Genomic DNA, 23797 nt, shown 5'->3' with positions numbered 1-23797 from the left:
ATTAGCGGTCCACGTCTGACATAACAAAATCGATACTACCCAGATACACAATCAGGTCGGAGACCAGACTGCCGCGAATGGCGGCCGGGATTTGCTGCAGGTGCGCAAAGCTCGGGGTACGGATACGCGTACGGTAGCTCATGGTGCTGCCGTCGCTGGTCAGGTAATAACTGTTGATCCCCTTGGTCGCTTCAATCATCTGGAAGGATTCGTTGGCCGGCATCACCGGACCCCACGAAACCTGCAGGAAGTGCGTGATCAAGGTTTCGATATGTTGCAGCGTGCGCTCTTTCGGTGGCGGCGTCGTCAGCGGGTGATCCGCCTTGAACGGGCCTTCCGGCATGTTGTTGAGGCACTGCTCAAGGATGCGCAGACTCTGACGCAGCTCTTCCACTTTCAGCATTACGCGGGTGTAGCAGTCGGACACGCCGCCGCCAACCGGCACTTCAAAGTCGAAGTTTTCGTAGCCAGAGTAAGGACGGGCTTTACGCACGTCGAAATCAATACCGGTTGCACGCAGGCCAGCACCGGTGGTGCCCCACTCCAGCGCCTCTTTCGCGCCATAAGCGGCAACGCCTTTCGAACGGCCAATCAGGATCGAGTTACGCAGTGCGGCTTTCTCGTATGACGCCAGACGTTTTGGCATCCAGTCGAGGAACTCACGCAGCAGACGATCCCAGCCGCGCGGCAGGTCGTGCGCCACACCGCCGATACGGAACCAGGCCGGGTGCATACGGAAGCCTGTAATCGCTTCCACCAGATCATAAATTTTCTGACGGTCGGTAAAGGCGAAGAACACCGGGGTCATCGCACCAACGTCCTGGATAAACGTTGAGATGTACAGCAGGTGGCTGTTGATACGGAACAGTTCAGACAGCATCACGCGGATCACGTCTACGCGTTCCGGCACTTTAATGCCGGCCAGTTTTTCAACCGCCAGCACGTAAGGCATTTCGTTCACGCAGCCGCCGAGGTACTCGATACGGTCGGTGTACGGAATGTAGCTGTGCCAGGACTGCCGTTCGCCCATCTTCTCTGCGCCACGGTGGTGATAGCCCACGTCTGGCACACAGTCGACAATCTCTTCGCCGTCGAGCTGAAGAATAATACGGAATGCACCGTGCGCAGACGGGTGGTTCGGACCGAGGTTGAGGAACATGAAGTCCTCGTTTTCGGTACCGCGCTTCATGCCCCAGTCTTCCGGCTTGAAGGTCAGCGCTTCCATCTCCAGATCCTGCTTGGCTTTGGTCAGCTCAAACGGATCGAATTCAGTGGCGCGCGCCGGATAATCTTTACGCAGCGGGTGACCAGTCCACGTCGGCGGCATCATGATGCGCGTCAGGTGCGGGTGGCCATCGAAAGTCATGCCAAACATTTCCCAGGTCTCACGCTCATACCAGTTAGCGTTCGGGAACAGTTTGGTGACGGTCGGCAGATGCATGTCGTTTTCAGACAATGCCACCTTGAGCATGATATCCGTATTACGGTCTATTGAGATCAGGTGGTAGAAAACGGAAAAATCCGCCGCGGGTAAACCGTGGCGGTGCGTACGCAGTCGCTCATCCATGCCGTGTAGGTCAAACAGCATGACGTAAGGTTTAGGTAGTTTCTTTAGGAAATCAACCACTTCCAGTAATTGCTCACGCTTCACCCAAACAACGGGTACCCCGGTACGGGTGGCCTGAACAGTAAAGGCATCCGGCCCAAAACGGTTGCGCATTTCGCCAATGACCGGGTCATCGAGATGATCCCGTGTTTGCCAGGCGGCGTCTTGCGCGGTTAAGTCGGTCATAGTGTTCACCATTGCAAATGGTCCGTGGTGACTGTTGGGCGTGGCTTCGCGCTATTTGAATAGTGATATGCGAAGGTTATCTCCAGCCCACAGGCGCAAATTAAATTTCGTCTGGTGTACGCAGGTTGGTAACGGCAATACGTTCGCCGCGTTTACGCTCGCGCTCAGACTGCATGTTAGCGCGGTACACGCCCTGATCGCCCACAACCCAGGAGAGCGGACGGCGTTCTTTGCCAATCGACTCCTGCAGCAGCATCAGGGCCTGCATATAGGCCTCAGGACGCGGTGGGCAGCCCGGGATGTAAACGTCCACCGGAATGAACTTGTCTACGCCCTGCACGACGGAATAGATGTCGTACATGCCGCCAGAGTTAGCACAAGCGCCCATGGAGATAACCCATTTTGGCTCAAGCATCTGGTCATAAAGGCGCTGAATGACCGGCGCCATTTTGGTAAAGCAGGTCCCCGCCACCACCATCAGGTCAGCCTGACGCGGGGAGGCACGCAGTACTTCTGCACCAAAACGCGCAACGTCATGCACCGCAGTGAATGACGTCACCATTTCAACGTAGCAGCAAGAAAGACCGAAGTTATACGGCCAGATTGAGTTCTTGCGTCCCCAGTTGACCATATCGTGCATGGCATTCTCGAGCTTGCCCATGTACACGCTTTTGTTGACTTCTTGCTCCAGGGGGTCGGTTACGATCTCCTGCTTTTGCAGGGGGTAACGGTCATTCTCACCGTTAGGATCTATGCGGGTGAGCGTATAATCCATCTTATTGCCTCGCTGTTACTGCTGACGATTAGAGATACTGTTTTCCGGGTTGGTACGTTCACGGCGTGAGCGTACAGGTGTCCAGTCCAGCGCGCCGATACGCACCAGATAAACCAGACCGGCCAGTAACACTAAAATGAAAATTGCGGCCTCGACAAAGCCTACCCAACCACTTTCGCGGATAGAGACAGACCATGCGAACAGGTAAAGCGCTTCCACGTCGAAGATGACGAAGAACATGGCCACCAGATAGAATTTGGCAGACAGGCGTAAACGCGCGGTACCTACCGAATCGATACCCGATTCGAATGGCGTGTTTTTGTGCCTTGCGCGGGCGCGACCGCCCAGGAACCAGCCGCCGACAAGCATCAGGCAGCACAGGCCAATGGCAACGATAAGAAAGATTGCGAATGCCCAGTGATGAGCGATGACTTCTGTGGATGTTGACATACTCATTGCTTACTCATCAAAAGTGATACCTGTAAACCCTGCTCTTACTGGCAGATGGGCATCACATCGATTCATGGGGAGGAACAAATAACCGTACACTAACTGTCGAAAATGAGACATAGACAGCAAAATGATGAGGTTTTTTACTCCTTTCTATAACCTTTTGTCAACTTTAACAAAAGTTTCTTCACATTAAATTACATCGTTCGATCTTCATTAACATTTAATGCCCTTTTCCCCTCACGAGGCGTGAGGCGTGTTCCTGCGTTAGGGTGTTGAATCGTGTCCGTAATGTATTAATGCCAAGATTACCCTCTTAGTTTGACAGGATTTGCCGCTGATTCCTCCCCCCAAAGAGGAGTATTTTCTTGATCTGTGACACGCTTTTGTTAATTCAATCAAAAAAACGGCAACATCTTTGCTGCTTTTTTAACATGCCCATTGACATTGTACGGAGAGAAGCGCGTGGGGGAACCCAGACAGGGCGAATGACCATGCCATTGATAAACATGATTATTAATTGCAACTTAAGCCAAACCACTGGGACCAGATGATAAAAAAGAACCACTGGGCCGCAAATGAGCCTCAGTGATTCTTTTTTTGCAGAAGCAATTTGTTACCGAAATATTAGCGATTCGCTTACTCGAAATCGCGCTCGGTTACCAGGGAGTCATCCCCCCCTTCCGGGGTAACATTATTGTACTGCCACGGATTATGATAGTTATCCATCGCCGTGAAAATGGTCTGCGCCAGCTCGTTGTTGCTCAACGGGTTATGGCAGAGCATGTACTCCGTGTCAGGCAGCTGTGGCAATCCGTCCGCTTTACCTAATACGCGTAAGTCGGGACTCATCATCTCCACCGGGCGAGCGGTCACCCCAAGCCCCGCTTTTACTGCGGCGCGCACGGCAGGCAACGTGGAGGCCACGTACGCGAGTCGCCAGGGGATATTAGCGGCAGTGAGCGTGGATAACACGATATCGCGGAACGGACTGGGATCGTCCAGCAGAACCAGCGGTACGGGCTCACCGCGCTGTAACACAAACTCAGCAGCACAGTACCAGTGGGTCGGAGAGGTGCGCAGCGTCAGACAATCAAACTGCCCGGCACGGTGCGTGGTCACCACCAGATCGACTTCCTGTTCCTGAAGCATATCAACCATAAACGCGTTGCGCTTTACCCTGACATCCAGCGCAAGTTTCGGATAAACCGAACTGATGCGGTTTAGCAGGAACGGCAGAATGGTATCGGCGGACTCATCCGAAGCGCCTAAGGTTAAGACACCCTGCAGATTACTAAACATTAATGACGTACATGCTTCGTCATTAAAACGAAGAATTTTTCGGGCATAGCCCAGCAGCTGAATACCGTGTTCAGTTAACAGCTTATTGCGGCCATGACGGGCAAAAAGCTCTTTACCGACCAGTTGCTCCAGTCGTTGCATTTGTTGACTGACCGCAGATTGGGTACGGCAAACTGCCGCCGCCGCAGCAGCAAAGGTGTTCAGATCGGCGACCGCAACAAAGGTTCTCAGCAGATCGAGGTCGAGATTCAGTATCGGACGATTTGCAATATTCATGTCTTTTCACTTACAGGTTACTCGCGCGGAGCTGCCCCGAGGTTAAGCTGTGTGCGTAAAAGTAAAACAGTTCCTTCTGAACAAAACCCTCTGACGTCCCGGTCTGGCAGTGTGCCTGCATAAAGTAATCGTGCTGGGTATATCAGCGGTCAGAAACAACTTATCTGACGATATTTTTATTCTCAACAACACTCGAGATATATAAATGCTTGCTGGATAATGTAAATGCCGTAAAGGAACAGCATTTCCAGCGCCAACTTTATCGCAGTAAAGGCTACGCAGCAATGGTATTGCTTAACTTAGCAAGGCAGAGATAATTCTAGCAATAACAAGAAACTAATAAAAGGAACGACAGCGAGGCCAGCAACGGCTTCTTGCCCCGCCTGTCCTTGTGCGACATCTTAACCCAAATCCCTTTTGTTTATAAGTCTTATTGCATCTTATCTGATTTAACCTGATTGATAACTGGCTAAACTAATTTAATTTATATTAACGAAAGTTGCGAATTCATATTTATTAAGAAATAAATAATATTTTAATCAGGACTTATTGATTAATAATGCTTAACATTATTTTCAAACGCGTAACGTTTATTTAAAACGCGTTTTTAGATTACGCGTCACGCTCGCTTCAGCTTTTACGAAAGATTGCTACCAGAAACTGTAGCACCGCCGCGGTAAATCGCCCGGCCCGCACCATTTTTACAGTGAAAAATCCACAATAAACCACACTAATCAAAACATTCAACCATAAGAACGTCGCTACCCGGCATGGAAAATCCATGTTAACGAAAAATACAGATAAAAATATTGCCTGTAGTTTAACAGTATGCACAAAATGTTCTCCTGTTTACGCTTCAAAACCGGGCGATGCAGGAGTACATTGTTTCGTGCTGACTTCCACGGCAGGAAGTAGCAATAACAGCGAAAAGGTTAAAGGTTCATGTCACCCATCGAAAAATCCAGTAAGTTAGATAACGTTTGTTACGACATTCGTGGCCCGGTTCTTAAAGAGGCAAAACGCCTTGAAGAAGAAGGCAATAAAGTTCTTAAACTTAATATCGGCAACCCGGCGCCATTTGGTTTTGATGCACCGGATGAAATTCTGGTTGATGTGATCCGCAACCTGCCGACAGCGCAAGGCTACAGCGACTCGAAAGGTCTCTACACGGCGCGTAAAGCGATCATGCAGCACTATCAGGCGCGCGGCATGCGCGATGTGACGGTTGAAGATATCTATATCGGCAACGGTGTCTCTGAGCTGATCGTCCAGTCGATGCAGGCCCTGCTGAACAGCGGCGACGAAATGCTGGTGCCTGCACCGGATTATCCGCTGTGGACCGCCGCAGTATCGCTCTCCAGCGGTAAAGCGGTTCATTACCTGTGTGATGAATCGGCAGGCTGGTTCCCTGACCTGGACGATATTCGCGCCAAAATCACGCCGCGTACCCGCGGTATCGTGATCATTAACCCTAATAACCCTACCGGCGCAGTCTACTCAAAAGAGCTGCTGCTGGAGATTGTCGAGCTGGCCCGTCAGCATAATCTGATCATCTTTGCCGACGAGATTTACGACAAGATCCTGTACGACGCTGCGCAGCACCACTCTATTGCCGCTCTGGCACCGGACCTGCTGACCGTCACCTTTAACGGTCTGTCCAAAACCTACCGTGTTGCGGGCTTCCGCCAGGGCTGGATGGTACTGAACGGGCCGAAGAAACACGCGAAAGGCTATATCGAAGGGCTGGAAATGCTCTCCTCTATGCGCCTGTGCGCAAACGTCCCGGCACAGCACGCCATCCAGACGGCGCTGGGCGGGTATCAGAGCATCAGTGAATTTATCGTGCCTGGCGGGCGTCTGTATGAGCAACGTAACCGCGCGTGGGAACTGATTAACGACATTCCGGGCGTCTCCTGCGTGAAGCCGAACGGTGCGCTGTACATGTTCCCGAAAATCGACATCAAGCGCTTCAATATCTTTGATGACCAGAAGCTGGTGCTCGACTTCCTGCTGCAGGAAAAAGTGCTGCTGGTGCAAGGCACCGCGTTTAACTGGCCATGGCCGGACCATGTCCGTATTGTGACGCTCCCGCGTGAAGATGAGCTGGAAATGGCCATCAGCCGGTTCGGTCGCTTCCTCGGTGGATACCATCAGTAACAGGATAATCGGGCTGCCAATGGCAGCCCGATTTGCATCTCGTCTCCCCTCCCCTCACAATCAAACCTCGCTGTGCAAGACAAAAGGTAACTTATGAGTCAGAGTCATTTTTTCGCCCATCTTTCCCGCCTGAAACTCATCAACCGATGGCCGCTGATGCGCAACGTACGCACCGAGAACGTCTCTGAACATAGCCTGCAGGTGGCGATGGTGGCCCACGCGCTGGCGGCGATTAAAAACCGCAAGTTCAACGGTCAGGCCAACGCCGAACGTATTGCCCTGCTGGCGATGTACCATGATGCCTCAGAAGTGCTGACCGGCGATCTGCCGACCCCGGTCAAATACTTCAATTCGCAAATTGCGCAGGAGTACAAAGCGATCGAAAAAATCGCCCAGCAAAAACTGGTGGAGATGGTACCGGAAGAGCTGCGCGATATCTTTGAGCCCCTAATCGATGAGAACAGCTATAGCGAAGAAGAGCGCGCAATTGTTAAGCAGGCCGATGCCCTGTGCGCCTATCTGAAGTGTCTGGAAGAGCTCTCTGCCGGTAATCACGAATTTTTGCTGGCCAAATCCCGGCTGGAAAAAACGCTCGACGCGCGGCGCAGTGAGGAGATGGACTACTTTATGCAGGTCTTCGTTCCCAGCTTCCAGCTGTCGCTGGATGAGATCAGCCAGGATTCATCTTTATAGGTTGTTGCCCGGAAACCGGGCAACGCCCTTAAAACGGGAACAGCACCGGTATCAAGATCACGCATACCACCATCACCAAAAAGGTGAAAGGCACGCCAAGCTTCACAAAGTCGCTAAAGGTATACTTACCCGGTCCCAGTACCAGCGTATTGACGGGCGATGAGACCGGCGTCATAAAGGCCGCAGACGCGGCCATCGCGACCATCATGGCGAACGGATAGGGCGAGACGCCCATGGATTTCGCCATCGCCAGCGCGATGGGCGCCATCAGCACTGCGGTCGCCGTATTTGAGATAAACAGCCCGATGGTGGCGCACATCACGAACAGGCAGATCAGCATCATATAAGGGCCGTAGCCGCCGCCCAGATCCATCAACCCTTTCACCACCAAATCCACACCGCCGGTTTTTTGCAGCGCCAGCGCGAAGGGCATCATGCCGACGATCAGAATGATGCTCGGCCAGTGAATCGCCTTATAGGCACTTTCGGCATCGATACAGCGAAACTTGCCCATCAGCAGGCAGGCAATGATAGCGGCGACGGGATTGGGAATTTCATCCGTCAGCATCAGGGCGACCATCAGCACCAGACAAAAAATGGCGTGCGGTGCCTGGCTATGGGCCGGAGACGCGTCACTCACCTCAATGGGTAAATTGAGCACCACAAAGTCGCGCCCCGCCTGTCCCAGCTGGCCGATCAGTTTCCAGTTACCCACCACGAGGAAAATGTCCCCCAGTTGCAGAGGCTCGTCGACCACTGCCCCCTCCAGCGCCACGCCGTCACGTTTTAGTCCCACCACGTTCAGGCCATAGCGGGTACGAAAGCCGATTTCGCGCATCGTCTTGCCGAGCAGTTCAGATTCGGGGATCAGCGAGACTTCAGCCATGCCGACGTCCAGCGCCTGATCGGAGAAGTACTCGCCGCGCAGCACCATCGGTTCCAGAAGCTGCTCGCTGCAAAATTCGCGCAGGTCGACATCCGCCGATGACATATCAATTAGCAGCACGTCCCGGGCGCGGAACTCGGATACGCCGTTCACATTGACGATAACCCGGCGGAATCGACGCCAGCGCTCGACGCCAATAACGTTAGCGCCGTAGCGTTCGCGCAGCTTGAGATCGTCCAGCCGCTGACCAATCATCGGCGAGCCAGGACGGATAGCGAGGCGACGGGCCCGCCCGGTCAGACGATACTCTTTAATCAAATCGCGGAAGGTGCGCCGCTTCCAGCCATCGCGGGATTTATCCTGCCCTTCACTTTTCAGGGCAAAGCGGGTCAGCAGCATATAGACAATGCCCATCGCCAGAATCACCAGCCCCAGCGGGGTGACACTAAAAAAGCTGAACCCTTGCAGGCCTTCGCGCAGCAGCTCGCTGTTGACCACCAGGTTCGGCGGCGTCGCCACCAGGGTCATCATGCCGCTGATAAGCCCGGCAAAGCTCAGCGGCATCATCAGGCGCGAGGGCGAGATTTGCATCCGCATCGAAACGCTCAGCACCACGGGAATAAAGATCGCCACCACCCCAGTAGAGCTCATAAAGGCTCCCAACCCGGCGACGGTTAGCATCAGATAAACCAACATTTTGGTTTCGCTGCTGCCCGCCACCTTCACCAGCCAGGCACCCATACTGGTTGCCACGCCAGTACGCACCAGCCCGTCGCCGATGATAAACAGCGCAGCAATAAGAATAACGTTGGGATCGCTAAAACCGGAAAAGGCTTCCGGGAGCGTCAGGGTGCCGCTGAGGACAAAGGCCACGATCACCAGCAGCGCCACGGCGTCCATGCGCACTTTGCCGGTCGCAAAAAGGAGGATAGCGATGAGCAGCAAGCTCAACACCCAGGTAAGTTCACCGTTCAAAACAGGTCCTTGTCAGAAAAGAGTGCGAGAAATAGTGCCATAAAAAAGCCCCAGCAATGTGGGGCTACATCATGTGATTACACTTTCCGCGTGACGGTTACATTCCCGTCGGCGGAACGGCTTACCGCCAGCGCCTCCAGCGTGGTCAGTACAAAGTCGGCTTCATCCAGACGTGGGGAGTCGGCGGGCACATTAACGGCGATAACGTGGCTTCCGGCATTGAGGCCTGCCAGCACCCCGGCAGCGGCGTCTTCGACAACGACGCACGCTTCAGGGGCCAGCCCCAGCAGCTCTGCGCCCAGTAAAAAAGCGTCCGGCTCAGGCTTACCGCGCTTCACGCGTTCAGCGGTAACAAACACTTCTGGCATCGGCAACCCTGCGGCCTTGTGGCGCGCATGGGCCACAGGAACAGAGCCGGAGGTGACGATGGCCCACGGGATCGCGCTTTCATTGAGGTGTCTGAGCAGCGCCATCGCCCCCGGCAGCGCGGTAATGCCGTCGGTATCGGTGGCCTCTATTTGCTCCAGCCAGCGAAACTCCGCCTGGATATCCGCTTCACTTCGTCCGGATAAGAAGTGCCGTAAAGAGGTTATGGCCTGTTTGCCATGGATAAAATTCAGCACGTCCTGATGGTCGATGCCATGTCTGTCGGCCCAGTGGCACCAGGAGCGTTCTACAACTGGCAGGGAGTCCACCAGCGTACCGTCCAGATCAAACAGAAAACCTTTACACTGCACATCAACCTCCGTCAGGCATTAATAATTTGTTGGATCTCGTTGCTGCTCAAATGGTACTGGCGCGGACAGGCGTGCCATGCGCTAAGCATGCGCTGATATTTATCCCACATCGGCGTCTGGGCATTAAAGCCATGCGTACCGGCATCAAAATGGGTATAGCGCCCTTCCACGTTCACCATAAAGCGCACATAGCTCAGGTAGCGGGATTCGGTAGCCGCGTCATAGCCGAGGAAGGTCACGCGACGTTCATCAATGGTCTGGGCATCTTTCAGGTTCGCCCACGATACATGCAGCGCGTGATACATCTCCATAATGTCGATCACGGTGCGACAGGTCTCTTCTTTCAGCTCACCAAACTCGCGATCCAGCTCGCGCATCTGTAAGCCAAAGCCACGTTCGACGATAGTCTGCAGGCGGCGATAGCGCTCGGCGTTGTCGGGATCAAGCATAGTCATCATTTTGTACTGATTAGACAAAATCAGACGTTGAGCGTGGGTCATTTCCATCTTTCGACTCCTGTTGCGCAATGCAGCATTAAAAAAAAGACACGGTAACGGTTTGTTACTGTGCCTTTTTTTTGTGACCGTTTCGATGATCAATCACAAGTCATCGAGGAATGTTTTATCAAGTTGGTTAAATGCCCGCTTAAGGGTGTCGGCCAGCGCCTGGTAATCCGGTTTGCCTTCTACCGGCGCGAGGGCCTGGCCTGCATCCTGCAACCGGCCACGGACTTCATAAAACCAGTTTAAAACGGTGGGCGGCAACGGGGTGACGGAGCGTTTACCCAGCCACCATAATCCCTGCATCGGCAGACTCAGGGCAAACAAGGCGGTGGCGACCGCCGGCCCCAGCTGTCCGCCCAGGGCTATCTGCCAGCACAGGGTAAAGATGGCGATCGGCGGCATCAGGCGAATCGCATAACGGGTGGCGCGAATCGCACGGTTTTCAATAAAGACGGGCGCCAGGCGCTTTTCCATTGGCCACGTCTTCGAATAGTGCTGTCCACGACGAAACAGACTAAAGAAGCTCACGGAAGGGTTCACGGGTGTCGACATGGCTTACCTCAACTTCACATATAAAAATTAAAAAATTCGTGCAAATCCACAACTGGTCATGACAACGTTCAAAAACTTTTGTCAGCGCTACCCAGTATCGGGTATCCTGTGCCGGTCTGCAAAGGCCTTAGGCGAGAATCGTTAACTCGTCAAATTATCGCACATTATGCCATTGCCGGAAAAATGCGCAAAATGGCATAAAATCATATGTATTCCTTTCGTCATGCCGAAATGTACTTCCGGCATGATGTTAATCATAAATGTCAGCCTGATCTTGCGTTACGCTTTAAGACTCACTGACGTTTTTTTAGCCACGTATCAATAATAGGTACTTCCATGTCGAGTAAGTTAGTACTGGTTCTGAACTGCGGTAGCTCCTCACTGAAATTCGCCATCATCGATGCGCTCAACGGTGAAGAGTACCTCTCTGGTTTGGCCGAATGTTTCCATCTTCCTGAAGCACGTCTCAAGTGGAAAATGGACGGCAGCAAACAAGAAGCGGCTTTAGGTGCAGGCGCCGCTCACAGTGAAGCGCTGAACTTTATCGTTAACACTATTCTGGCACAAAAACCAGAACTGTCCGCTCAGCTGACCTCTATCGGTCATCGTATCGTTCATGGTGGCGAGAAGTACACCAAATCTGTAATCATCGATGAAACCGTGATTCAGGGTATCAAAGATGCAGCGCCATTTGCACCGCTGCACAACCCGGCTCACCTGATCGGTATCACCGAAGCGCTGAAATCCTTCCCGCATTTAAAAGACAAAAACGTGGCCGTGTTCGACACTGCGTTCCACCAGACTATGCCGGAAGAGTCTTACCTGTACGCCCTGCCGTACAACCTCTACAAAGAGCACGGCGTGCGCCGCTACGGCTTCCACGGCACCAGTCACTACTATGTGACTCAGGAAGCCGCGAAAATGCTGAACAAGCCAGTTGAAGAAGTGAACATCATCACTTGTCACCTGGGTAACGGCGGTTCCGTTTCTGCTATCCGTAACGGCGAATGTGTTGATACCTCCATGGGTCTGACCCCACTGGAAGGCCTGGTAATGGGCACCCGTACCGGTGACATCGATCCAGCGATCATCTTCTTCCTGCACGACAACCTGGGCATGAGCGTTGACCAGATCAACACCATGCTGACCAAAGAGTCTGGCCTGCTGGGTCTGACCGAAGTCACCAGCGATTGCCGTTACGTTGAAGACAACTACGCGTCTAAAGAAGATGCGAAGCGTGCAATGGACGTTTACTGCCACCGCCTGGCAAAATACATCGGCTCTTACACTGCGCTGATGGACGGTCGTCTGGACGGGATCGTATTCACCGGTGGTATCGGCGAGAACGCAGCAATGGTACGCGAGCTGTCCCTGGGCAAACTGGGCGTGCTGGGCTTTGATGTTGACCACGAACGTAACCTGGCCGCGCGCTTTGGTAAGTCTGGCTTCATCAACAAAGAAGGTACCCGCCTCGCGATGGTTATCCCAACCAACGAAGAGCTGGTTATCGCGCAAGACGCAAACCGTCTGACTGCCTGATTCCACACCGCCAGCCATGCTGGCGGTGCTGTTTTGTCGCCCGCCCGTTTTGGGCGGTAACGAAAGAGGATAAATCGTGTCCCGTACTATTATGCTAATCCCGACCGGAACCAGCGTAGGCCTGACCAGCGTCAGCCTCGGTGTGATCCGTGCGATGGAACGCAAAGGCGTTCGTCTGAGCGTGTTTAAACCAATTGCGCAACCACGTGCTGGTGGCGATGCTCCCGATCAGACCACCGCGATTATTCGCGCAAACTCGACTCTGCCAGCCGCTGAACCGCTGAAAATGAGTCACGTTGAGTCTCTGCTCTCCAGCAACCAGCAAGATGTGCTGATGGAAGAGATCATCGCCAACTATCACGCTAACGCGCAGGATGCGGAAGTGGTGCTGGTTGAAGGTTTGGTACCGACGCGCAAGCATCAGTTTGCCCAGTCTCTGAACTTCGAAATCGCCAAGACGCTGAACGCAGAAATCGTGTTCGTGATGTCCCAGGGTACCGATACCCCGGAACAGCTGAAAGAGCGTATTGAGCTGACCCGCAGCAGCTTCGGCGGCGCGAAAAACGCCAACATCACCGGCGTTATCGTGAACAAGCTGAACGCACCGGTTGATGAGCAAGGCCGTACCCGTCCTGACCTGTCCGAGATTTTCGACGACTCTTCCAAAGCGAAAGTGGTGAAAATTGATCCGGCTAAACTGCAGGAATACAGTTCTCTGCCAGTTCTGGGCGCAGTGCAGTGGAGCTTCGATCTGATCGCAACGCGTGCCATCGACATGGCGCGTCACCTGAATGCGACCGTAGTTAACGAAGGCGACATCAATACCCGTCGCGTGAAGTCTGTGACCTTCTGTGCGCGTAGCATTCCGCACATGCTGGAACACTTCCGTGCAGGTTCTCTGCTGGTGACCTCTGCTGACCGTCCGGACGTGCTGGTTGCAGCGTGCCTGGCGGCGATGAACGGCGTAGAAATCGGCGCGATCCTGCTTACCGGCGCCTACGAAATGGACCCACGCGTCAGCAAGCTGTGCGAACGCGCGTTTGAGACTGGCCTGCCAGTATTCATGGTCAACACCAACACCTGGCAGACCTCTCTGAGCCTGCAGAGCTTCAACCTGGAAGTGCCGGTTGATGACCACCAGCGTATCGAGAAAGTGCAGGAATACGTTGCTGGTTGCATCAACGCTGACTGGATTGAATCCCTGACCGCGACCTCCGAGCGCAGCCGTCGTCTCTCTCCGCCAGCCTTCCGTTACCAGCTCACCGAGCTGGCGCGCAAAGCCGGCAAGCGTGTTGTTCTGCCAGAAGGCGACGAACCACGTACCGTTAAAGCAGCCGCTATCTGTGCAGAACGCGGTATCGCGACCTGTGTGCTGCTGGGCAACCCGGATGAGATCACCCGCGTTGCAGCGTCTCAGGGCGTTGAGCTGGGTTCAGGTATCGAAATCGTTGATCCAGAAGTGGTACGCGAGAGCTATGTTGCCCGTCTGGTCGAACTGCGTAAGAGCAAAGGGATGACCGAAGCGGTTGCCCGCGAACAGCTGGAAGACAACGTGGTGCTCGGTACGCTGATGCTGGAGCAGGACGAAGTTGACGGTCTGGTTTCCGGTGCGGTACACACCACGGCGAACACCATCCGTCCACCGCTGCAGTTGATTAAAACCGCACCTGGCAGCTCGCTGGTTTCTTCTGTGTTCTTCATGCTGCTGCCAGAACAGGTTTACGTTTACGGCGACTGTGCGATCAACCCGGATCCAACGGCTGAACAACTGGCAGAAATCGCGATTCAGTCCGCTGATTCCGCGATCGCGTTCGGTATCGAACCACGCGTAGCAATGCTCTCCTACTCAACCGGTAACTCTGGTGCCGGTAGCGATGTAGAGAAAGTGCGTGAAGCGACGCGTCTGGCGCAGGAAAAACGCCCGGATCTGGTTATCGATGGCCCGCTGCAGTACGACGCCGCAGTAATGGCTGACGTAGCGAAATCCAAAGCGCCTAACTCCCCGGTTGCTGGTCGCGCTACCGTGTTCATCTTCCCGGATCTGAACACCGGTAACACCACCTACAAAGCGGTACAGCGTTCAGCCGACCTGATCTCAATCGGGCCGATGCTGCAGGGTATGCGCAAGCCGGTGAACGACCTGTCTCGTGGCGCGCTGGTTGACGATATCGTCTACACCATCGCCCTGACCGCGATCCAGTCTTCACAGCAGTAAGCAGCACCCCAACGCAAAAAGGCGACCTGATGGTCGCCTTTTTTATTGCTGCTGCGGTTAGGCTTCTTCGTGCTTAACCGGTTCGTTGCTGGCATTGCGGCTCATCCACAGGGCCAGCGCTTTCAGCGAGTCCGGGGTGAAATCGTCGCAACGCGCGGTGATCTCAGCAGGCGTCATCCAGCTGACCTCACTCACCTCTTCTTCCTGCAGCGCAAACGGTCCGTGGGAGACGCAGCTAAAAAGCCCACCCCAGACGCGACAGTGCTTGTCTTCAAAATAGAACTGCCCGTGCTCGGCGAACGGCACCCCGGCAATACCCAGCTCCTCTTCCGCTTCCCGGCGGGCGGACTCGAGTAACTGCTCATCGGCCTGCACCACGCCCCCGGCGGTGGCATCAAGCATGCCCGGCATAAAGTCTTTCGTTTCTGTACGGCGCTGGACCAGAATTTTGCCCATGCCATCGTGCACCACGATATAGGTTGCGCGATGACGCAGACGCTGCGCCCGCATCTGTTCGCGGCTCGCCTGCGCAATGACTTCATTGTCTTCGCTGACAATATCGACCCATTCAGTACTTGCCAAATGACTGTGCTCCACCATCGGGAAACCTTCTCTTTAAAGCGCTCTTGCGGCGCGTTTACTGTTGAGGAGTAAATTACGGATTAATCTCGGACTGCGCAATAACCTGGCCGTCATTCAGCGTCATAACGCACAAATGGTTCTCTTCCAGCATGCCGTAACTGGCGGGGAATCCGCCTTTAGGCAGGCTGACGGAACCGGGGTTGAAATGCATGATATCGCCCTGCTTCCCGGCGACCGGAATATGAGTATGACCATAAACCAGCACATCGCCAGCGTTCAGCGCCGGCAGGTTGTCCGGGCCGAACAGATGTCCATGGGTCACAAACAGGCGGCATTTTTCCAACAGGATCTGCTGCCAGGGGGCGGTAATCGGAAAGTGCAGCAGCATCTGGTCAACTTCGCTATCGCAGTTACCGCGCACGGCGATAATGCGCGACGCGATGGCGTTCAGCCGCTCGGCGACCTGCGCAGGCGCATAGCCTTCGGGCAGCGGATTGCGTGGGCCATGATTCAGCACATCGCCGAGGATTACCAGCCATTGTGCACCGCTCTGATTAAACAGAGAAAGCACCCGTTCGGTCGCCGGAAGCGAACCGTGAATGTCCGATGCAAACATCAGTTTCATCGATGACTCCATGTAGAGAAAAGCTGCCTCATCATACCCGAATCAGCCGTGCTTATCAGCCACCCCGCTTCGCCGAAAGCGCCGCATAGCGCTGGACGGAGGCGCGCTGCCACTGGAAGGTGGCATAGTCCACCAGCTGCAGTGGTACATCGTCACCGTTAAGCACCAGACGGTTGAGCATTAGCGCCAGATCGGCATCCGCAATGCACCATTCGCCGAACAAATTAGGGTTACCGTGAGCAAGCAACGCCGCCGCCGTGTCGCACAGTTGGCTGGCCGCGCGCTGTCCGGCTTCACTCAGGGCGGGTTTCTTCGCACCGCCAAACACCACGTCGGTTGAGCGCTCTTGCCGGATCGGCATCAGGTCGCTGCGCAACCACGCCTGAATCTGGCGCGCGCGGGCGCGTTTTTGCAGATCCAGAGGATAGATCCGCTCCCACTCCGGCGGGGCAAAGCGCTCCTCCAGATACTCCGCAATGGCGGAAGATTCGCTGAGTTCGAAGCCTTCAATTTCCAGCACCGGCACACGGCGGGTCAGCGCATAACCGCGCCACTCGGGTTGAAGATGCTCGCCACGGTTAAGGTCAACGCTCTTCAGGGTAAAGGGCAATCCTTTCTCCGCCAGCGCGACATACACGCTCATGACGTACGGTGAGTAAAAATCGGCATCTGACCACAGGGTAATCGCAGGTTGGCTCATAGCATCCTCATTGAGTGATGGGTGTGTAATCAAAATATAACCTCCAGGGCCGACTGTCACTTGATGAAAACTCACGATTTAGCACCACCACCTATACTCGATCCTATGCCGGGAAAACAGTCACCACAGGAGATGAAATGATTGACCTTTATTATGCCCCTACCGCAAATGGCCATAAGATCACGCTCTTTCTGGAAGAGGCCCAGCTTGACTACCGCATCCTGCGCGTCGATATCAGCAAAGGCGACCAGTTTCGTCCCGACTTTCTCGCCATTTCACCGAACAATAAAATCCCCGCCATTGTCGACACCCAGCCCAATGACGGCGGTGCACCGCTGAGTCTGTTTGAATCCGGCGAGATTTTGCTGTACCTGGCGGAAAAAACAGGCAAGTTGCTCAGCGGTGAGCTGCGCGAGCGCCATGTGACGCTGCAGTGGCTGGTCTGGCAGGTGAGCGAACTGGGCCCGATGATCGCGCAGAATTACCACTTCAATCACGCGGCGCCGCAGCCCATCCCCTACGCCATCGAACGCTTTCAGGTGGAGACGCAGCGGCTGTATAACGTGCTGAATAAGCGCCTGGAAAAATCACCGTGGCTCGGCGGGGATCACTACAGCATTGCCGATATCGCCTGCTGGCCGTGGGTCAATACCCATGTCAGCCATCGCGTCGATTTAGCCTCGTGGCCAGCGGTGAATAATTGGTTTGAGCGTATTCGTACCCGCCCGGCGACGGATCGCGCGCTGCAAAAAGCCCAGCAAATTTAAGCGCGTGCTGGCGGTTTACTCATGTATCATGATGACAAAAATGACACAGAGGAGGCCTGCAATGTCCCGACACAACGCTGTTATTCGCATTAAAAATTTACGCCTGCGCACCTATATCGGTATCAAGGATGAGGAGCGCGCTAACAAGCAGGATATTGTCGTCAATGTGGCGATCCACTATCCGGCTGACAAAGCCCGCGCCAGTGAAGATATCAATGACGCGCTTAACTATCGCACCATCACCAAAAACATCATTAACCATGTTGAGAGTAACCGGTTCTCTTTACTGGAAAAATTAACTCAGGATGTGCTGGATATCGCATGCGATCATCACTGGGTCACCTATGCTGAAGTAGAGATCGATAAACTTCACGCGCTGCGCTATGCCGACTCCGTCTCGATGACGTTAAGCTGGGAGCGCCAGGCGTAACCCTGGAGGCAGTATGAAGATCCTGGTAACCGGTGGCACCGGCCTGATTGGCCGTCATCTTATCCCGCGCCTGCAGGTGCTGGGCCACGAGGTCACGGTAGTCACGCGCAGCCCGGAGAAGGCGCGTCAGGTACTCGGGGCTGGCCTCGACATCTGGAAAGGGCTGACCGAGCATCAGGATCTTAACCCCTTTGACGCCGTCATTAACCTCGCGGGCGAACCGATCGCCGACAAGCGCTGGACCGAAGAGCAAAAGCAGCGGCTGTGCAACAGCCGCTGGAACATCACCCAGCGGCTGGTCGAGATGTTTCAGGCCAGCAGCGAGCCGCCATCGGTTTTTATCTCTGGTTCAGCGGCAGGATATTACGGTGATTTAGGGGAAGTGGTGGTAACCGAAGAGGAGCCGCCGCACAACGAGTTTACCCATAAGCTGTGCGCCCGCTGGGAGCAAATCGCCTGTGGCGCGCAGAGCGATCACACCCGCGTGTGCCTGCTGCGCACCGGCGTGGTGCTGGCACCCAAAGGCGGTATTCTGGCGAAGATGCTGCCGGTATTTAAGCTGGGGCTCGGCGGCCCCATGGGGACCGGCCGCCAGTATCTGGCGTGGATCCACATCGACGACATGGTGAATGGCATTCTCTGGCTGCTGGATAATGACCTGCGCGGCCCGTTCAATATGGTGTCACCTTACCCGGTCCGCAACGAACAGTTCGCTCATGCGCTGGGTCACGCTCTGCATCGCCCTGCCCTGGTCCGCGCGCCCGCTACCGCTATCCGCCTGATGATGGGGGAATCATCGGTGCTGGTGCTGGGTGGACAGCGCGCCCTGCCAAAGCGGCTGGAAGCGTCCGGGTTTGCGTTTCGCTGGTTTGATTTAGAAGAAGCCCTGGGAGATGTGGTAGGTTAAGTTTCCCAGGGTGGCTATGTTAAATTGATGCATCTGAACCACGGAAAAGGCGTCACGATGGCAACCATAACCACTCCCCGGCTTTCTCTTTCCCCTTTCGAGCCCTCTGACTGGGCTTTCTTTCGCCGGCTTCGTGAAGCGCCTGAGATCATGCGCTATATGGCTGCTATTGCTTCAGAAAAAGAGACCCGACGCCTGTTTGCCGCCCGCCTGACGGCGCAGCATACGTTTGTGATTCGCCGCCATGATGATGCCACACCGCTGGGGGATATCGGGCTGCAAATCAGCGCCCAGTTTCCGCAGGAGGCCGATATTGGCTATACGGTGATCCCTGCCGCACAAGGCCAGGGCATTGCCAGCGAGGCGCTGCGCGCCATGTGCGATTACGCCTTTATCCGGGCAGGTGTTACGGCAGTAAATGCGTACGTGCTGGCAGATAACGGCGGCTCGGTGCGGGTGTTAGAAAAAGCGGGATTTGTGCGTACCCAGGTGCTGGAAAAGGCGTATGAGATTAACGGCGTGCGTTATGACGACTGGGTATATCGGCTTGCGGGTAGCGCGGCCTGATTCCCTCTCCCGCAGGGAGAGGGAATCAACATAAAAAAACTACTTCAATGACCCTTTCAGGAACTGTTGCAGACGTGCGCTTTTCGGATTGGCTAACACGTCATCCGGATGCCCCTGCTCTTCGATTTTACCCTGATGCAGGAAGATAACGTGGTTCGAGACGTTACGGGCAAAGCCCATCTCGTGGGTGACCACCACCATCGTTTTCCCCTCTTCGGCAAGCTGCTGCATAATGCGCAGCACTTCACCCACCAGCTCCGGGTCCAGCGCAGACGTCGGTTCGTCGAACAGCAGCACTTCCGGCTCCATCGCCAGTGCGCGGGCAATGGAGACACGCTGCTGCTGGCCGCCGGACAGATGCACCGGGTATTTAATCTGCTGACGCTCGTCGATACCCACTTTCGCCAGATATTTTTCCGCACGCGTGCGGGCTTCCTGCTTGCTTAAGCCCAGCACCTGCACCGGGGCTTCCATCACGTTCTCCAGCACCGTCATGTGGCTCCAGAGGTTAAAGTGCTGGAACACCATGGTCAGGCGGGTGCGTAGCATCCGCAGCTGATGTTTATCTGCCACCTTCAGCTGGCCATCTTTGTCACGCACCAGATTGATATTCTCACCGCTGACCACAATCGAACCTTCGCTCGGCTTTTCGAGGAAGTTAATGCAGCGCAGGAAAGTACTTTTACCGGAGCCCGAGGAGCCGATAATACTGATCACATCGCCCGCGTTAGCCTGCAGCGACACCCCTTTCAGCACTTCATGTTCGCCGTAGCGTTTATGCAAATCGATAACGTTTAGTTTGTTCTCAGCCATCATAATTCTCAGTGCGTCGAAGGTTTGACATGCTGCAACCAGCGTTTTTCCGCTTTCCGGAAAAGGCTAATCAGGACATAGGAAATAATTAAATACAGCACTGCGGCAATGCCGAATGCGGTAAACGGCTGATAGGTCGCCGAGTTAATATCACGGGCGATTTTCAGCAGATCCGGCACGGTGGCGGTAAAGGCCAGCGCAGTGGAGTGCAGCATTAAAATCACTTCGTTGCTGTAAGCAGGCAGCGCGATGCGCAGCGCCGACGGCAAAATGATGCAGCGATAGAGTTTCACCGAAGAGAAGCCGTACGCGCGCGCCGCCTCAATTTCACCGTGCGGCACGGAGCGAATGGCACCTGCGAAGATCTCGGTGGTGTAGGCGCAGGTATTCAACGTCAGCGCCAGCACGGTGCAGTTCAGCCCGCTGCGGAAAAAGGCGTTTAGCAGATCGGTGCCTTTGACAATCTCCAGCGTGTACATGCCGGAATAGAACACCAGCAGCTGCACGTATAGCGGCGTACCGCGAAAAATATAGGTGAACAGCCAGATGGGAAAGCGAATGTAGTTGTTGCTGGAGACGCGGCCGATGGCAAGAAATATCGCCAGAACGCCGCCCATCACCACCGAGGAGATCAACAGCCAGAGGGTGATCGCCACGCCGGTAAAGCGGTAGCCGTCGGTCCACAGCAGTGATTTCCAGTACTCCTGAATAATCTCGATCACAGGTCAGCCCTCTTCACACCCACGGAATAGCGACGTTCAAGCAGCATCAGCACACCATTGGAGGCGGTGGTAAACACCAGATAAATCACCCCACAAACGATGGCGAAGTAGAACGGCTCCCAGGTACTTTTGCCCGCCAGCTGCGTGGCTTTGACCACGTCTTCCAGTCCCAGCAGCGAGACCAGCGCGGTGGCTTTGAGGATAACCTGCCAGTTATTACCAATCCCCGGCAGCGCAAAGCGCATCATGGCCGGAAACATGATTCGACGAAAGGTTTGCGAGGAGGTAAAACCAAAGGCGGTGGCCGCTTCGATATGCCCTCGTGGAACGGCGAGATACGCGCCGCGGAAGGTCTCGGTGAAATAGGCCCCGTAGATAAAGCCCAGAGTGATAATACCGGCCACCATCGGGTCGATATCAATCTGCGCCATCCCGATGGCATCGGTCAGGCTGTTGAGTGCGATTTGCAGACCATAAAAAATCAACAGCATCAGTACCAGGTCAGGCACGCCACGAATAAGCGTGTTGTACCCTTCAAACAGCAGCGCCATCGCCCGGTTGGCCGACAGTTTAGCCCCTGCACCCGCAAGGCCGATGAGCACCGCCAGCACCACAGAACTGAGTGCCAGCTCGAGGGTGACGATTGCGCCTTGTAAAATAACGCCAGAAAATCCGTACAGCATACCGCCTGCCCTGTCGTGAGTGGTGAAACCGTGTCTTTTCCCCTCCCGCAACAGGAGGGGTCGCACGTTATTTTGCGGGGCGATTAGCCGCCGTAAACATCAAAGTCGAAGTACTTCTTCGCCAGTTTTTCGTACGTGCCGTCGGCGCGCATCTCGGCAAACGCCTTGTTCAGCGCTTCGCGCAGTTCGTTATCTTCTTTGCGCAGGCCCATACCGGTACCCACACCGAAGAGCTTCTCGTCTTTAATGGACGGGCCGCCGAACTTGTAATCTTTACCGACCGGCTGCTTCAGGAAGCCTTCGCTGGCAGCGACTTCGTCCTGGAACGCGGCGTCAATACGGCCTGCGGTCAGGTCGGCGTAAATATTTTCCTGGCCCTGATAGGAGACAATTTCGATCCCCTTCGGTGCCCAGTGTTCATTGCCGAAGGTCTCCTGGGTGGTGCCCTGCAGCACGCCCACACGCTTGCCTTTCAGCGACTCCAGCGTCGGTTGAATGTCAGCCGATTTCGCTACCACCAGACGCGAGTCTGCTGCATAGAGCTTGTCGGTGAAGGCAATCTCCTGCTGGCGTTTTTCGGTGATGGAGAGAGAAGACATGATGGCGTCGATTTTTTTCGCTTTCAGCGACGGGATCAGCGCATCCAGAGGGTTTTCGACGAAGGTACACTCGGTTTTGATACGTTTGCACAGCTCTTTTGCCAAATCGATATCAAAACCCACCAGTTCGCCCTGCGCGTTCTTCGATTCGAAAGGGGCATAAGTTGGGTCAGTACCAATACGAACTTTTTGCGGAATCGCTGCGAATGCCGCAGTAGCGCTGGAAAATGCCAGAGCCAGAGAAAGTGACAAAACCAATTTTTTCATATCTATCCTCAACAGACTGTCTTCTTACGGGATTTTTACGCCGACGGGGGTAGGGGTAATGTGCCATTAATCGCGTCAGCAAGGCAAAAGATAATGCCCGATAAACGCAAAAAAGTGCATCATCCGTGCTTAACTATTCACTTTATAAGCAGAATGGCGCACGCATTGCACCATCCTGGTTCACAGTCAGCAGGATCGCACCATAACAGTGAGTCATTATGGTGCGCACCGCTCAGTCGTTGTTAGTCACCGTACACATTGAAATCGAAATATTTCTTCGCCAGTTTGTCGTAGGTGCCATCTTTACGCAGGTCAGTAAACGCTTTATCAAACGCCGCTTTCAGCTCGGTGTCATCTTTGCGCAGGCCAATCCCGGTACCGTCCCCGAAGTATTTTTTGTCTTTAACTGCCGGGCCGGCAAAGGCAAACTCTTTGCCCGCAGGCTGCTTCAGGAAGCCTTCGCTGGCAGCGACTTCATCCTGGAATGCCGCATCAAGACGACCGGCGGACAGATCGGAATAGATCAGATCCTGGTTCTGATACGCCACCACATCGATGCCCTTCTCACGCCAGTTGGCGTTGGCATACCCTTCCTGGGTGGAGCCCTGCAGCACCCCCACGTGCTTGCCTTTCAGCGAATCAATGGTCGGCTGGATTGGGGAACCTTTGGCGGCAATCAGACGGGAGTTCGCGGCGTACAGGGTTTCAGAGAAAGCAATCTCCTGTTGACGCTTTTCGGTAATCGAGAGCGAAGAGATAATCGCATCAATTTTCTTGGCTTTCAGGGACGGGATCAGCGCGTCAAAATCGCTGCCCACCCAGGTGCATTTCACAGAGATGCGTTTGCACATCTCATTTCCCAGGTCGATATCAAAACCAACGAAGTCACCCTTCGCATCTTTCGATGAGAATGGCGCATAGGTTGCGTCAGTACCGATACGTACGGTCTGTGGGAGCGCGGCATAGCTGCTTGCCGCTGCGCTTAATCCCACCAGCAAAGACAGAGCCAGAACCGTCTTCTTCATACATTACCCTCAAGTGTCATGATTTTATTATGTAATAGGTTGTGTTGTGTGCTGCAGGCGATCTCTTGCAGGTCTTATGCCAGATTGCGAACATCGCAAAATTACGGCGTTAAATATGTTAACGAAAGGTTGCAAGATTGCCTTAATGGTGAAAGATAGCAGGTCTGCCAAACGAACCGCAGTAGTCAGAAAGGAAAAAACGAATTAAATGTTGAGGATATGATCGCGGTTGCAGAATTGCCCTGAAACAGGGCAGCT

General features: G+C 54.5%; 24 protein-coding genes. 8 read left to right on the top strand and 16 right to left on the bottom strand.

The genetic code is table 11. The features are described 5' to 3' along the window. Nucleotide 1: 1 nt before the first annotated feature. From nuoC to lrhA, 4 genes are all read right to left on the bottom strand, one after another. A complete protein-coding gene (gene nuoC / locus ACRDD5_RS19095) occupies nucleotides 2-1804 on the bottom strand; it encodes an NADH-quinone oxidoreductase subunit C/D (protein WP_438677682.1) in 1803 nt (600 codons plus the stop codon). Nucleotides 1805-1892: 88 nt separating this feature from the next. Beyond that, complete coding sequence (gene nuoB / locus ACRDD5_RS19090; protein ID WP_032612787.1) at nucleotides 1893-2567, bottom strand: NADH-quinone oxidoreductase subunit NuoB; 675 nt, start codon at nucleotides 2565-2567, stop codon at nucleotides 1893-1895. Between the two features lie 15 nt (nucleotides 2568-2582). Then, complete coding sequence (nuoA, locus tag ACRDD5_RS19085) at nucleotides 2583-3023, bottom strand: NADH-quinone oxidoreductase subunit NuoA (protein WP_438677681.1); 441 nt, start codon at nucleotides 3021-3023, stop codon at nucleotides 2583-2585. Between the two features lie 633 nt (nucleotides 3024-3656). Continuing rightward, on the bottom strand, nucleotides 3657-4595 hold the full coding sequence (gene lrhA, locus ACRDD5_RS19080) for a transcriptional regulator LrhA (protein ID WP_438677680.1): 939 nt from the start codon (nucleotides 4593-4595) through the stop codon (nucleotides 3657-3659). A 942-nt stretch (nucleotides 4596-5537) separates the two neighbouring features. Here lrhA and ACRDD5_RS19075 point away from each other — a divergent pair. Next, nucleotides 5538-6752 (top strand): pyridoxal phosphate-dependent aminotransferase, encoded by a 1215-nt coding sequence (locus ACRDD5_RS19075; protein ID WP_271282838.1) that lies wholly within the window; start codon nucleotides 5538-5540, stop codon nucleotides 6750-6752. 93 nt (nucleotides 6753-6845) lie between these two features. Then, entirely contained in the window at nucleotides 6846-7445 is a 600-nt protein-coding gene (gene yfbR / locus ACRDD5_RS19070) for a 5'-deoxynucleotidase (protein ID WP_271282839.1), read from the top strand. A gap of 28 nt (nucleotides 7446-7473) precedes the next feature. Here yfbR and ACRDD5_RS19065 read toward each other — a convergent pair whose 3' ends face one another. The 4 genes from ACRDD5_RS19065 to yfbV form a co-directional block, all read right to left on the bottom strand. Beyond that, nucleotides 7474-9306 (bottom strand): SLC13 family permease, encoded by a 1833-nt coding sequence (locus ACRDD5_RS19065; protein WP_271282840.1) that lies wholly within the window; start codon nucleotides 9304-9306, stop codon nucleotides 7474-7476. Between the two features lie 77 nt (nucleotides 9307-9383). After that, entirely contained in the window at nucleotides 9384-10043 is a 660-nt protein-coding gene (locus tag ACRDD5_RS19060) for a sugar phosphatase (protein ID WP_438677679.1), read from the bottom strand. Between the two features lie 11 nt (nucleotides 10044-10054). Then, nucleotides 10055-10549, bottom strand: a complete 495-nt coding sequence (locus tag ACRDD5_RS19055; protein WP_271282842.1) for a YfbU family protein — start codon at nucleotides 10547-10549, stop codon at nucleotides 10055-10057. A 93-nt stretch (nucleotides 10550-10642) separates the two neighbouring features. Beyond that, nucleotides 10643-11098, bottom strand: coding sequence for a terminus macrodomain insulation protein YfbV (gene yfbV / locus ACRDD5_RS19050; RefSeq protein ID WP_271282843.1), 456 nt, complete (start codon nucleotides 11096-11098; stop codon nucleotides 10643-10645). A 336-nt stretch (nucleotides 11099-11434) separates the two neighbouring features. Between yfbV and ackA the strand changes: the two genes are divergently transcribed. Together ackA and pta are read left to right on the top strand one after the other, a co-directional pair. After that, on the top strand, nucleotides 11435-12637 hold the full coding sequence (gene ackA, locus ACRDD5_RS19045) for an acetate kinase (RefSeq protein WP_271282844.1): 1203 nt from the start codon (nucleotides 11435-11437) through the stop codon (nucleotides 12635-12637). 76 nt (nucleotides 12638-12713) lie between these two features. Then, nucleotides 12714-14852 carry a phosphate acetyltransferase gene (pta, locus tag ACRDD5_RS19040; protein WP_271282845.1) on the top strand — a complete coding sequence of 713 codons (2139 nt, stop codon included), beginning with the start codon at nucleotides 12714-12716 and terminating at the stop codon, nucleotides 14850-14852. Between the two features lie 57 nt (nucleotides 14853-14909). Here the strand turns inward: pta and yfcD are convergent, their stop codons facing one another. Genes yfcD through yfcF form a run of 3 tightly spaced genes read right to left on the bottom strand, consistent with a single transcriptional unit; the run spans nucleotide 14910 to nucleotide 16759 of the window. Continuing rightward, nucleotides 14910-15452 (bottom strand): NUDIX hydrolase YfcD, encoded by a 543-nt coding sequence (gene yfcD, locus ACRDD5_RS19035; protein WP_271282846.1) that lies wholly within the window; start codon nucleotides 15450-15452, stop codon nucleotides 14910-14912. A gap of 55 nt (nucleotides 15453-15507) precedes the next feature. Further along, entirely contained in the window at nucleotides 15508-16059 is a 552-nt protein-coding gene (gene yfcE / locus ACRDD5_RS19030; protein ID WP_438677678.1) for a phosphodiesterase, read from the bottom strand. 55 nt (nucleotides 16060-16114) lie between these two features. Next, nucleotides 16115-16759, bottom strand: a complete 645-nt coding sequence (gene yfcF / locus ACRDD5_RS19025; protein WP_438677677.1) for a glutathione transferase — start codon at nucleotides 16757-16759, stop codon at nucleotides 16115-16117. A gap of 137 nt (nucleotides 16760-16896) precedes the next feature. Between yfcF and yfcG the strand changes: the two genes are divergently transcribed. From yfcG to ACRDD5_RS19005, 4 genes are all read left to right on the top strand, one after another. After that, on the top strand, nucleotides 16897-17526 hold the full coding sequence (yfcG, locus tag ACRDD5_RS19020; RefSeq protein WP_271282849.1) for a GSH-dependent disulfide bond oxidoreductase: 630 nt from the start codon (nucleotides 16897-16899) through the stop codon (nucleotides 17524-17526). Nucleotides 17527-17587: 61 nt separating this feature from the next. Next, complete coding sequence (gene folX, locus ACRDD5_RS19015; RefSeq protein ID WP_271282850.1) at nucleotides 17588-17956, top strand: dihydroneopterin triphosphate 2'-epimerase; 369 nt, start codon at nucleotides 17588-17590, stop codon at nucleotides 17954-17956. Nucleotides 17957-17969: 13 nt separating this feature from the next. After that, nucleotides 17970-18863: a TIGR01777 family oxidoreductase gene (locus ACRDD5_RS19010; protein ID WP_271282851.1), complete on the top strand. Its 894-nt coding sequence runs from the start codon at nucleotides 17970-17972 to the stop codon at nucleotides 18861-18863. A 57-nt stretch (nucleotides 18864-18920) separates the two neighbouring features. Then, a complete protein-coding gene (locus tag ACRDD5_RS19005) occupies nucleotides 18921-19430 on the top strand; it encodes a GNAT family N-acetyltransferase (RefSeq protein WP_438677676.1) in 510 nt (169 codons plus the stop codon). Nucleotides 19431-19469: 39 nt separating this feature from the next. Here the strand turns inward: ACRDD5_RS19005 and hisP are convergent, their stop codons facing one another. From hisP to argT, 5 genes are all read right to left on the bottom strand, one after another. Continuing rightward, nucleotides 19470-20243 carry a histidine ABC transporter ATP-binding protein HisP gene (hisP, locus tag ACRDD5_RS19000; protein ID WP_271282853.1) on the bottom strand — a complete coding sequence of 258 codons (774 nt, stop codon included), beginning with the start codon at nucleotides 20241-20243 and terminating at the stop codon, nucleotides 19470-19472. A gap of 8 nt (nucleotides 20244-20251) precedes the next feature. Beyond that, nucleotides 20252-20965 carry a histidine ABC transporter permease HisM gene (hisM, locus tag ACRDD5_RS18995; protein ID WP_271268886.1) on the bottom strand — a complete coding sequence of 238 codons (714 nt, stop codon included), beginning with the start codon at nucleotides 20963-20965 and terminating at the stop codon, nucleotides 20252-20254. Continuing rightward, on the bottom strand, nucleotides 20962-21648 hold the full coding sequence (locus tag ACRDD5_RS18990; protein WP_438677675.1) for a histidine ABC transporter permease HisQ: 687 nt from the start codon (nucleotides 21646-21648) through the stop codon (nucleotides 20962-20964). Before ACRDD5_RS18990 ends, hisM begins: the two co-directional genes overlap by 4 nt. Before the next feature lie 83 nt (nucleotides 21649-21731). Continuing rightward, nucleotides 21732-22514 (bottom strand): histidine ABC transporter substrate-binding protein HisJ, encoded by a 783-nt coding sequence (hisJ, locus tag ACRDD5_RS18985; RefSeq protein WP_271282855.1) that lies wholly within the window; start codon nucleotides 22512-22514, stop codon nucleotides 21732-21734. Between the two features lie 242 nt (nucleotides 22515-22756). Beyond that, on the bottom strand, nucleotides 22757-23539 hold the full coding sequence (gene argT, locus ACRDD5_RS18980; RefSeq protein ID WP_271282856.1) for a lysine/arginine/ornithine ABC transporter substrate-binding protein ArgT: 783 nt from the start codon (nucleotides 23537-23539) through the stop codon (nucleotides 22757-22759). Nucleotides 23540-23797: the final 258 nt, after the last annotated feature.

It is taken from the genome of Silvania sp. (genome assembly GCF_051656365.1).
Lineage (GTDB): Bacteria > Pseudomonadota > Gammaproteobacteria > Enterobacterales > Enterobacteriaceae > Enterobacter > Enterobacter hatchlandensis.
This window is presented reverse-complemented; position numbering and strand designations above follow the sequence as displayed.

Excerpts from the sequence above, each read along its gene's own strand:
- lrhA (WP_438677680.1), bottom strand. The coding sequence starts at position 4,595 with ATGAATATTGCAAATCGTCCGATACTGAATCTCGACCTCGATCTGCTG.
- yfbR (WP_271282839.1), top strand. The coding sequence starts at position 6,846 with ATGAGTCAGAGTCATTTTTTCGCCCATCTTTCCCGCCTGAAACTCATC.
- argT (WP_271282856.1), bottom strand. The coding sequence starts at position 23,539 with ATGAAGAAGACGGTTCTGGCTCTGTCTTTGCTGGTGGGATTAAGCGCA.
- yfbV (WP_271282843.1), bottom strand. The coding sequence starts at position 11,098 with ATGTCGACACCCGTGAACCCTTCCGTGAGCTTCTTTAGTCTGTTTCGT.
- yfcF (WP_438677677.1), bottom strand. The coding sequence starts at position 16,759 with ATGAGCCAACCTGCGATTACCCTGTGGTCAGATGCCGATTTTTACTCA.
- nuoC (WP_438677682.1), bottom strand. The coding sequence starts at position 1,804 with ATGGTGAACACTATGACCGACTTAACCGCGCAAGACGCCGCCTGGCAA.
- yfcG (WP_271282849.1), top strand. The coding sequence starts at position 16,897 with ATGATTGACCTTTATTATGCCCCTACCGCAAATGGCCATAAGATCACG.
- hisP (WP_271282853.1), bottom strand. The coding sequence starts at position 20,243 with ATGGCTGAGAACAAACTAAACGTTATCGATTTGCATAAACGCTACGGC.
- ackA (WP_271282844.1), top strand. The coding sequence starts at position 11,435 with ATGTCGAGTAAGTTAGTACTGGTTCTGAACTGCGGTAGCTCCTCACTG.
- ACRDD5_RS19075 (WP_271282838.1), top strand. The coding sequence starts at position 5,538 with ATGTCACCCATCGAAAAATCCAGTAAGTTAGATAACGTTTGTTACGAC.
- ACRDD5_RS19055 (WP_271282842.1), bottom strand. The coding sequence starts at position 10,549 with ATGGAAATGACCCACGCTCAACGTCTGATTTTGTCTAATCAGTACAAA.
- ACRDD5_RS19005 (WP_438677676.1), top strand. The coding sequence starts at position 18,921 with ATGGCAACCATAACCACTCCCCGGCTTTCTCTTTCCCCTTTCGAGCCC.
- nuoA (WP_438677681.1), bottom strand. The coding sequence starts at position 3,023 with ATGAGTATGTCAACATCCACAGAAGTCATCGCTCATCACTGGGCATTC.
- ACRDD5_RS19010 (WP_271282851.1), top strand. The coding sequence starts at position 17,970 with ATGAAGATCCTGGTAACCGGTGGCACCGGCCTGATTGGCCGTCATCTT.
- ACRDD5_RS18990 (WP_438677675.1), bottom strand. The coding sequence starts at position 21,648 with ATGCTGTACGGATTTTCTGGCGTTATTTTACAAGGCGCAATCGTCACC.
- hisJ (WP_271282855.1), bottom strand. The coding sequence starts at position 22,514 with ATGAAAAAATTGGTTTTGTCACTTTCTCTGGCTCTGGCATTTTCCAGC.
- nuoB (WP_032612787.1), bottom strand. The coding sequence starts at position 2,567 with ATGGATTATACGCTCACCCGCATAGATCCTAACGGTGAGAATGACCGT.
- folX (WP_271282850.1), top strand. The coding sequence starts at position 17,588 with ATGTCCCGACACAACGCTGTTATTCGCATTAAAAATTTACGCCTGCGC.
- yfcD (WP_271282846.1), bottom strand. The coding sequence starts at position 15,452 with ATGGTGGAGCACAGTCATTTGGCAAGTACTGAATGGGTCGATATTGTC.
- yfcE (WP_438677678.1), bottom strand. The coding sequence starts at position 16,059 with ATGAAACTGATGTTTGCATCGGACATTCACGGTTCGCTTCCGGCGACC.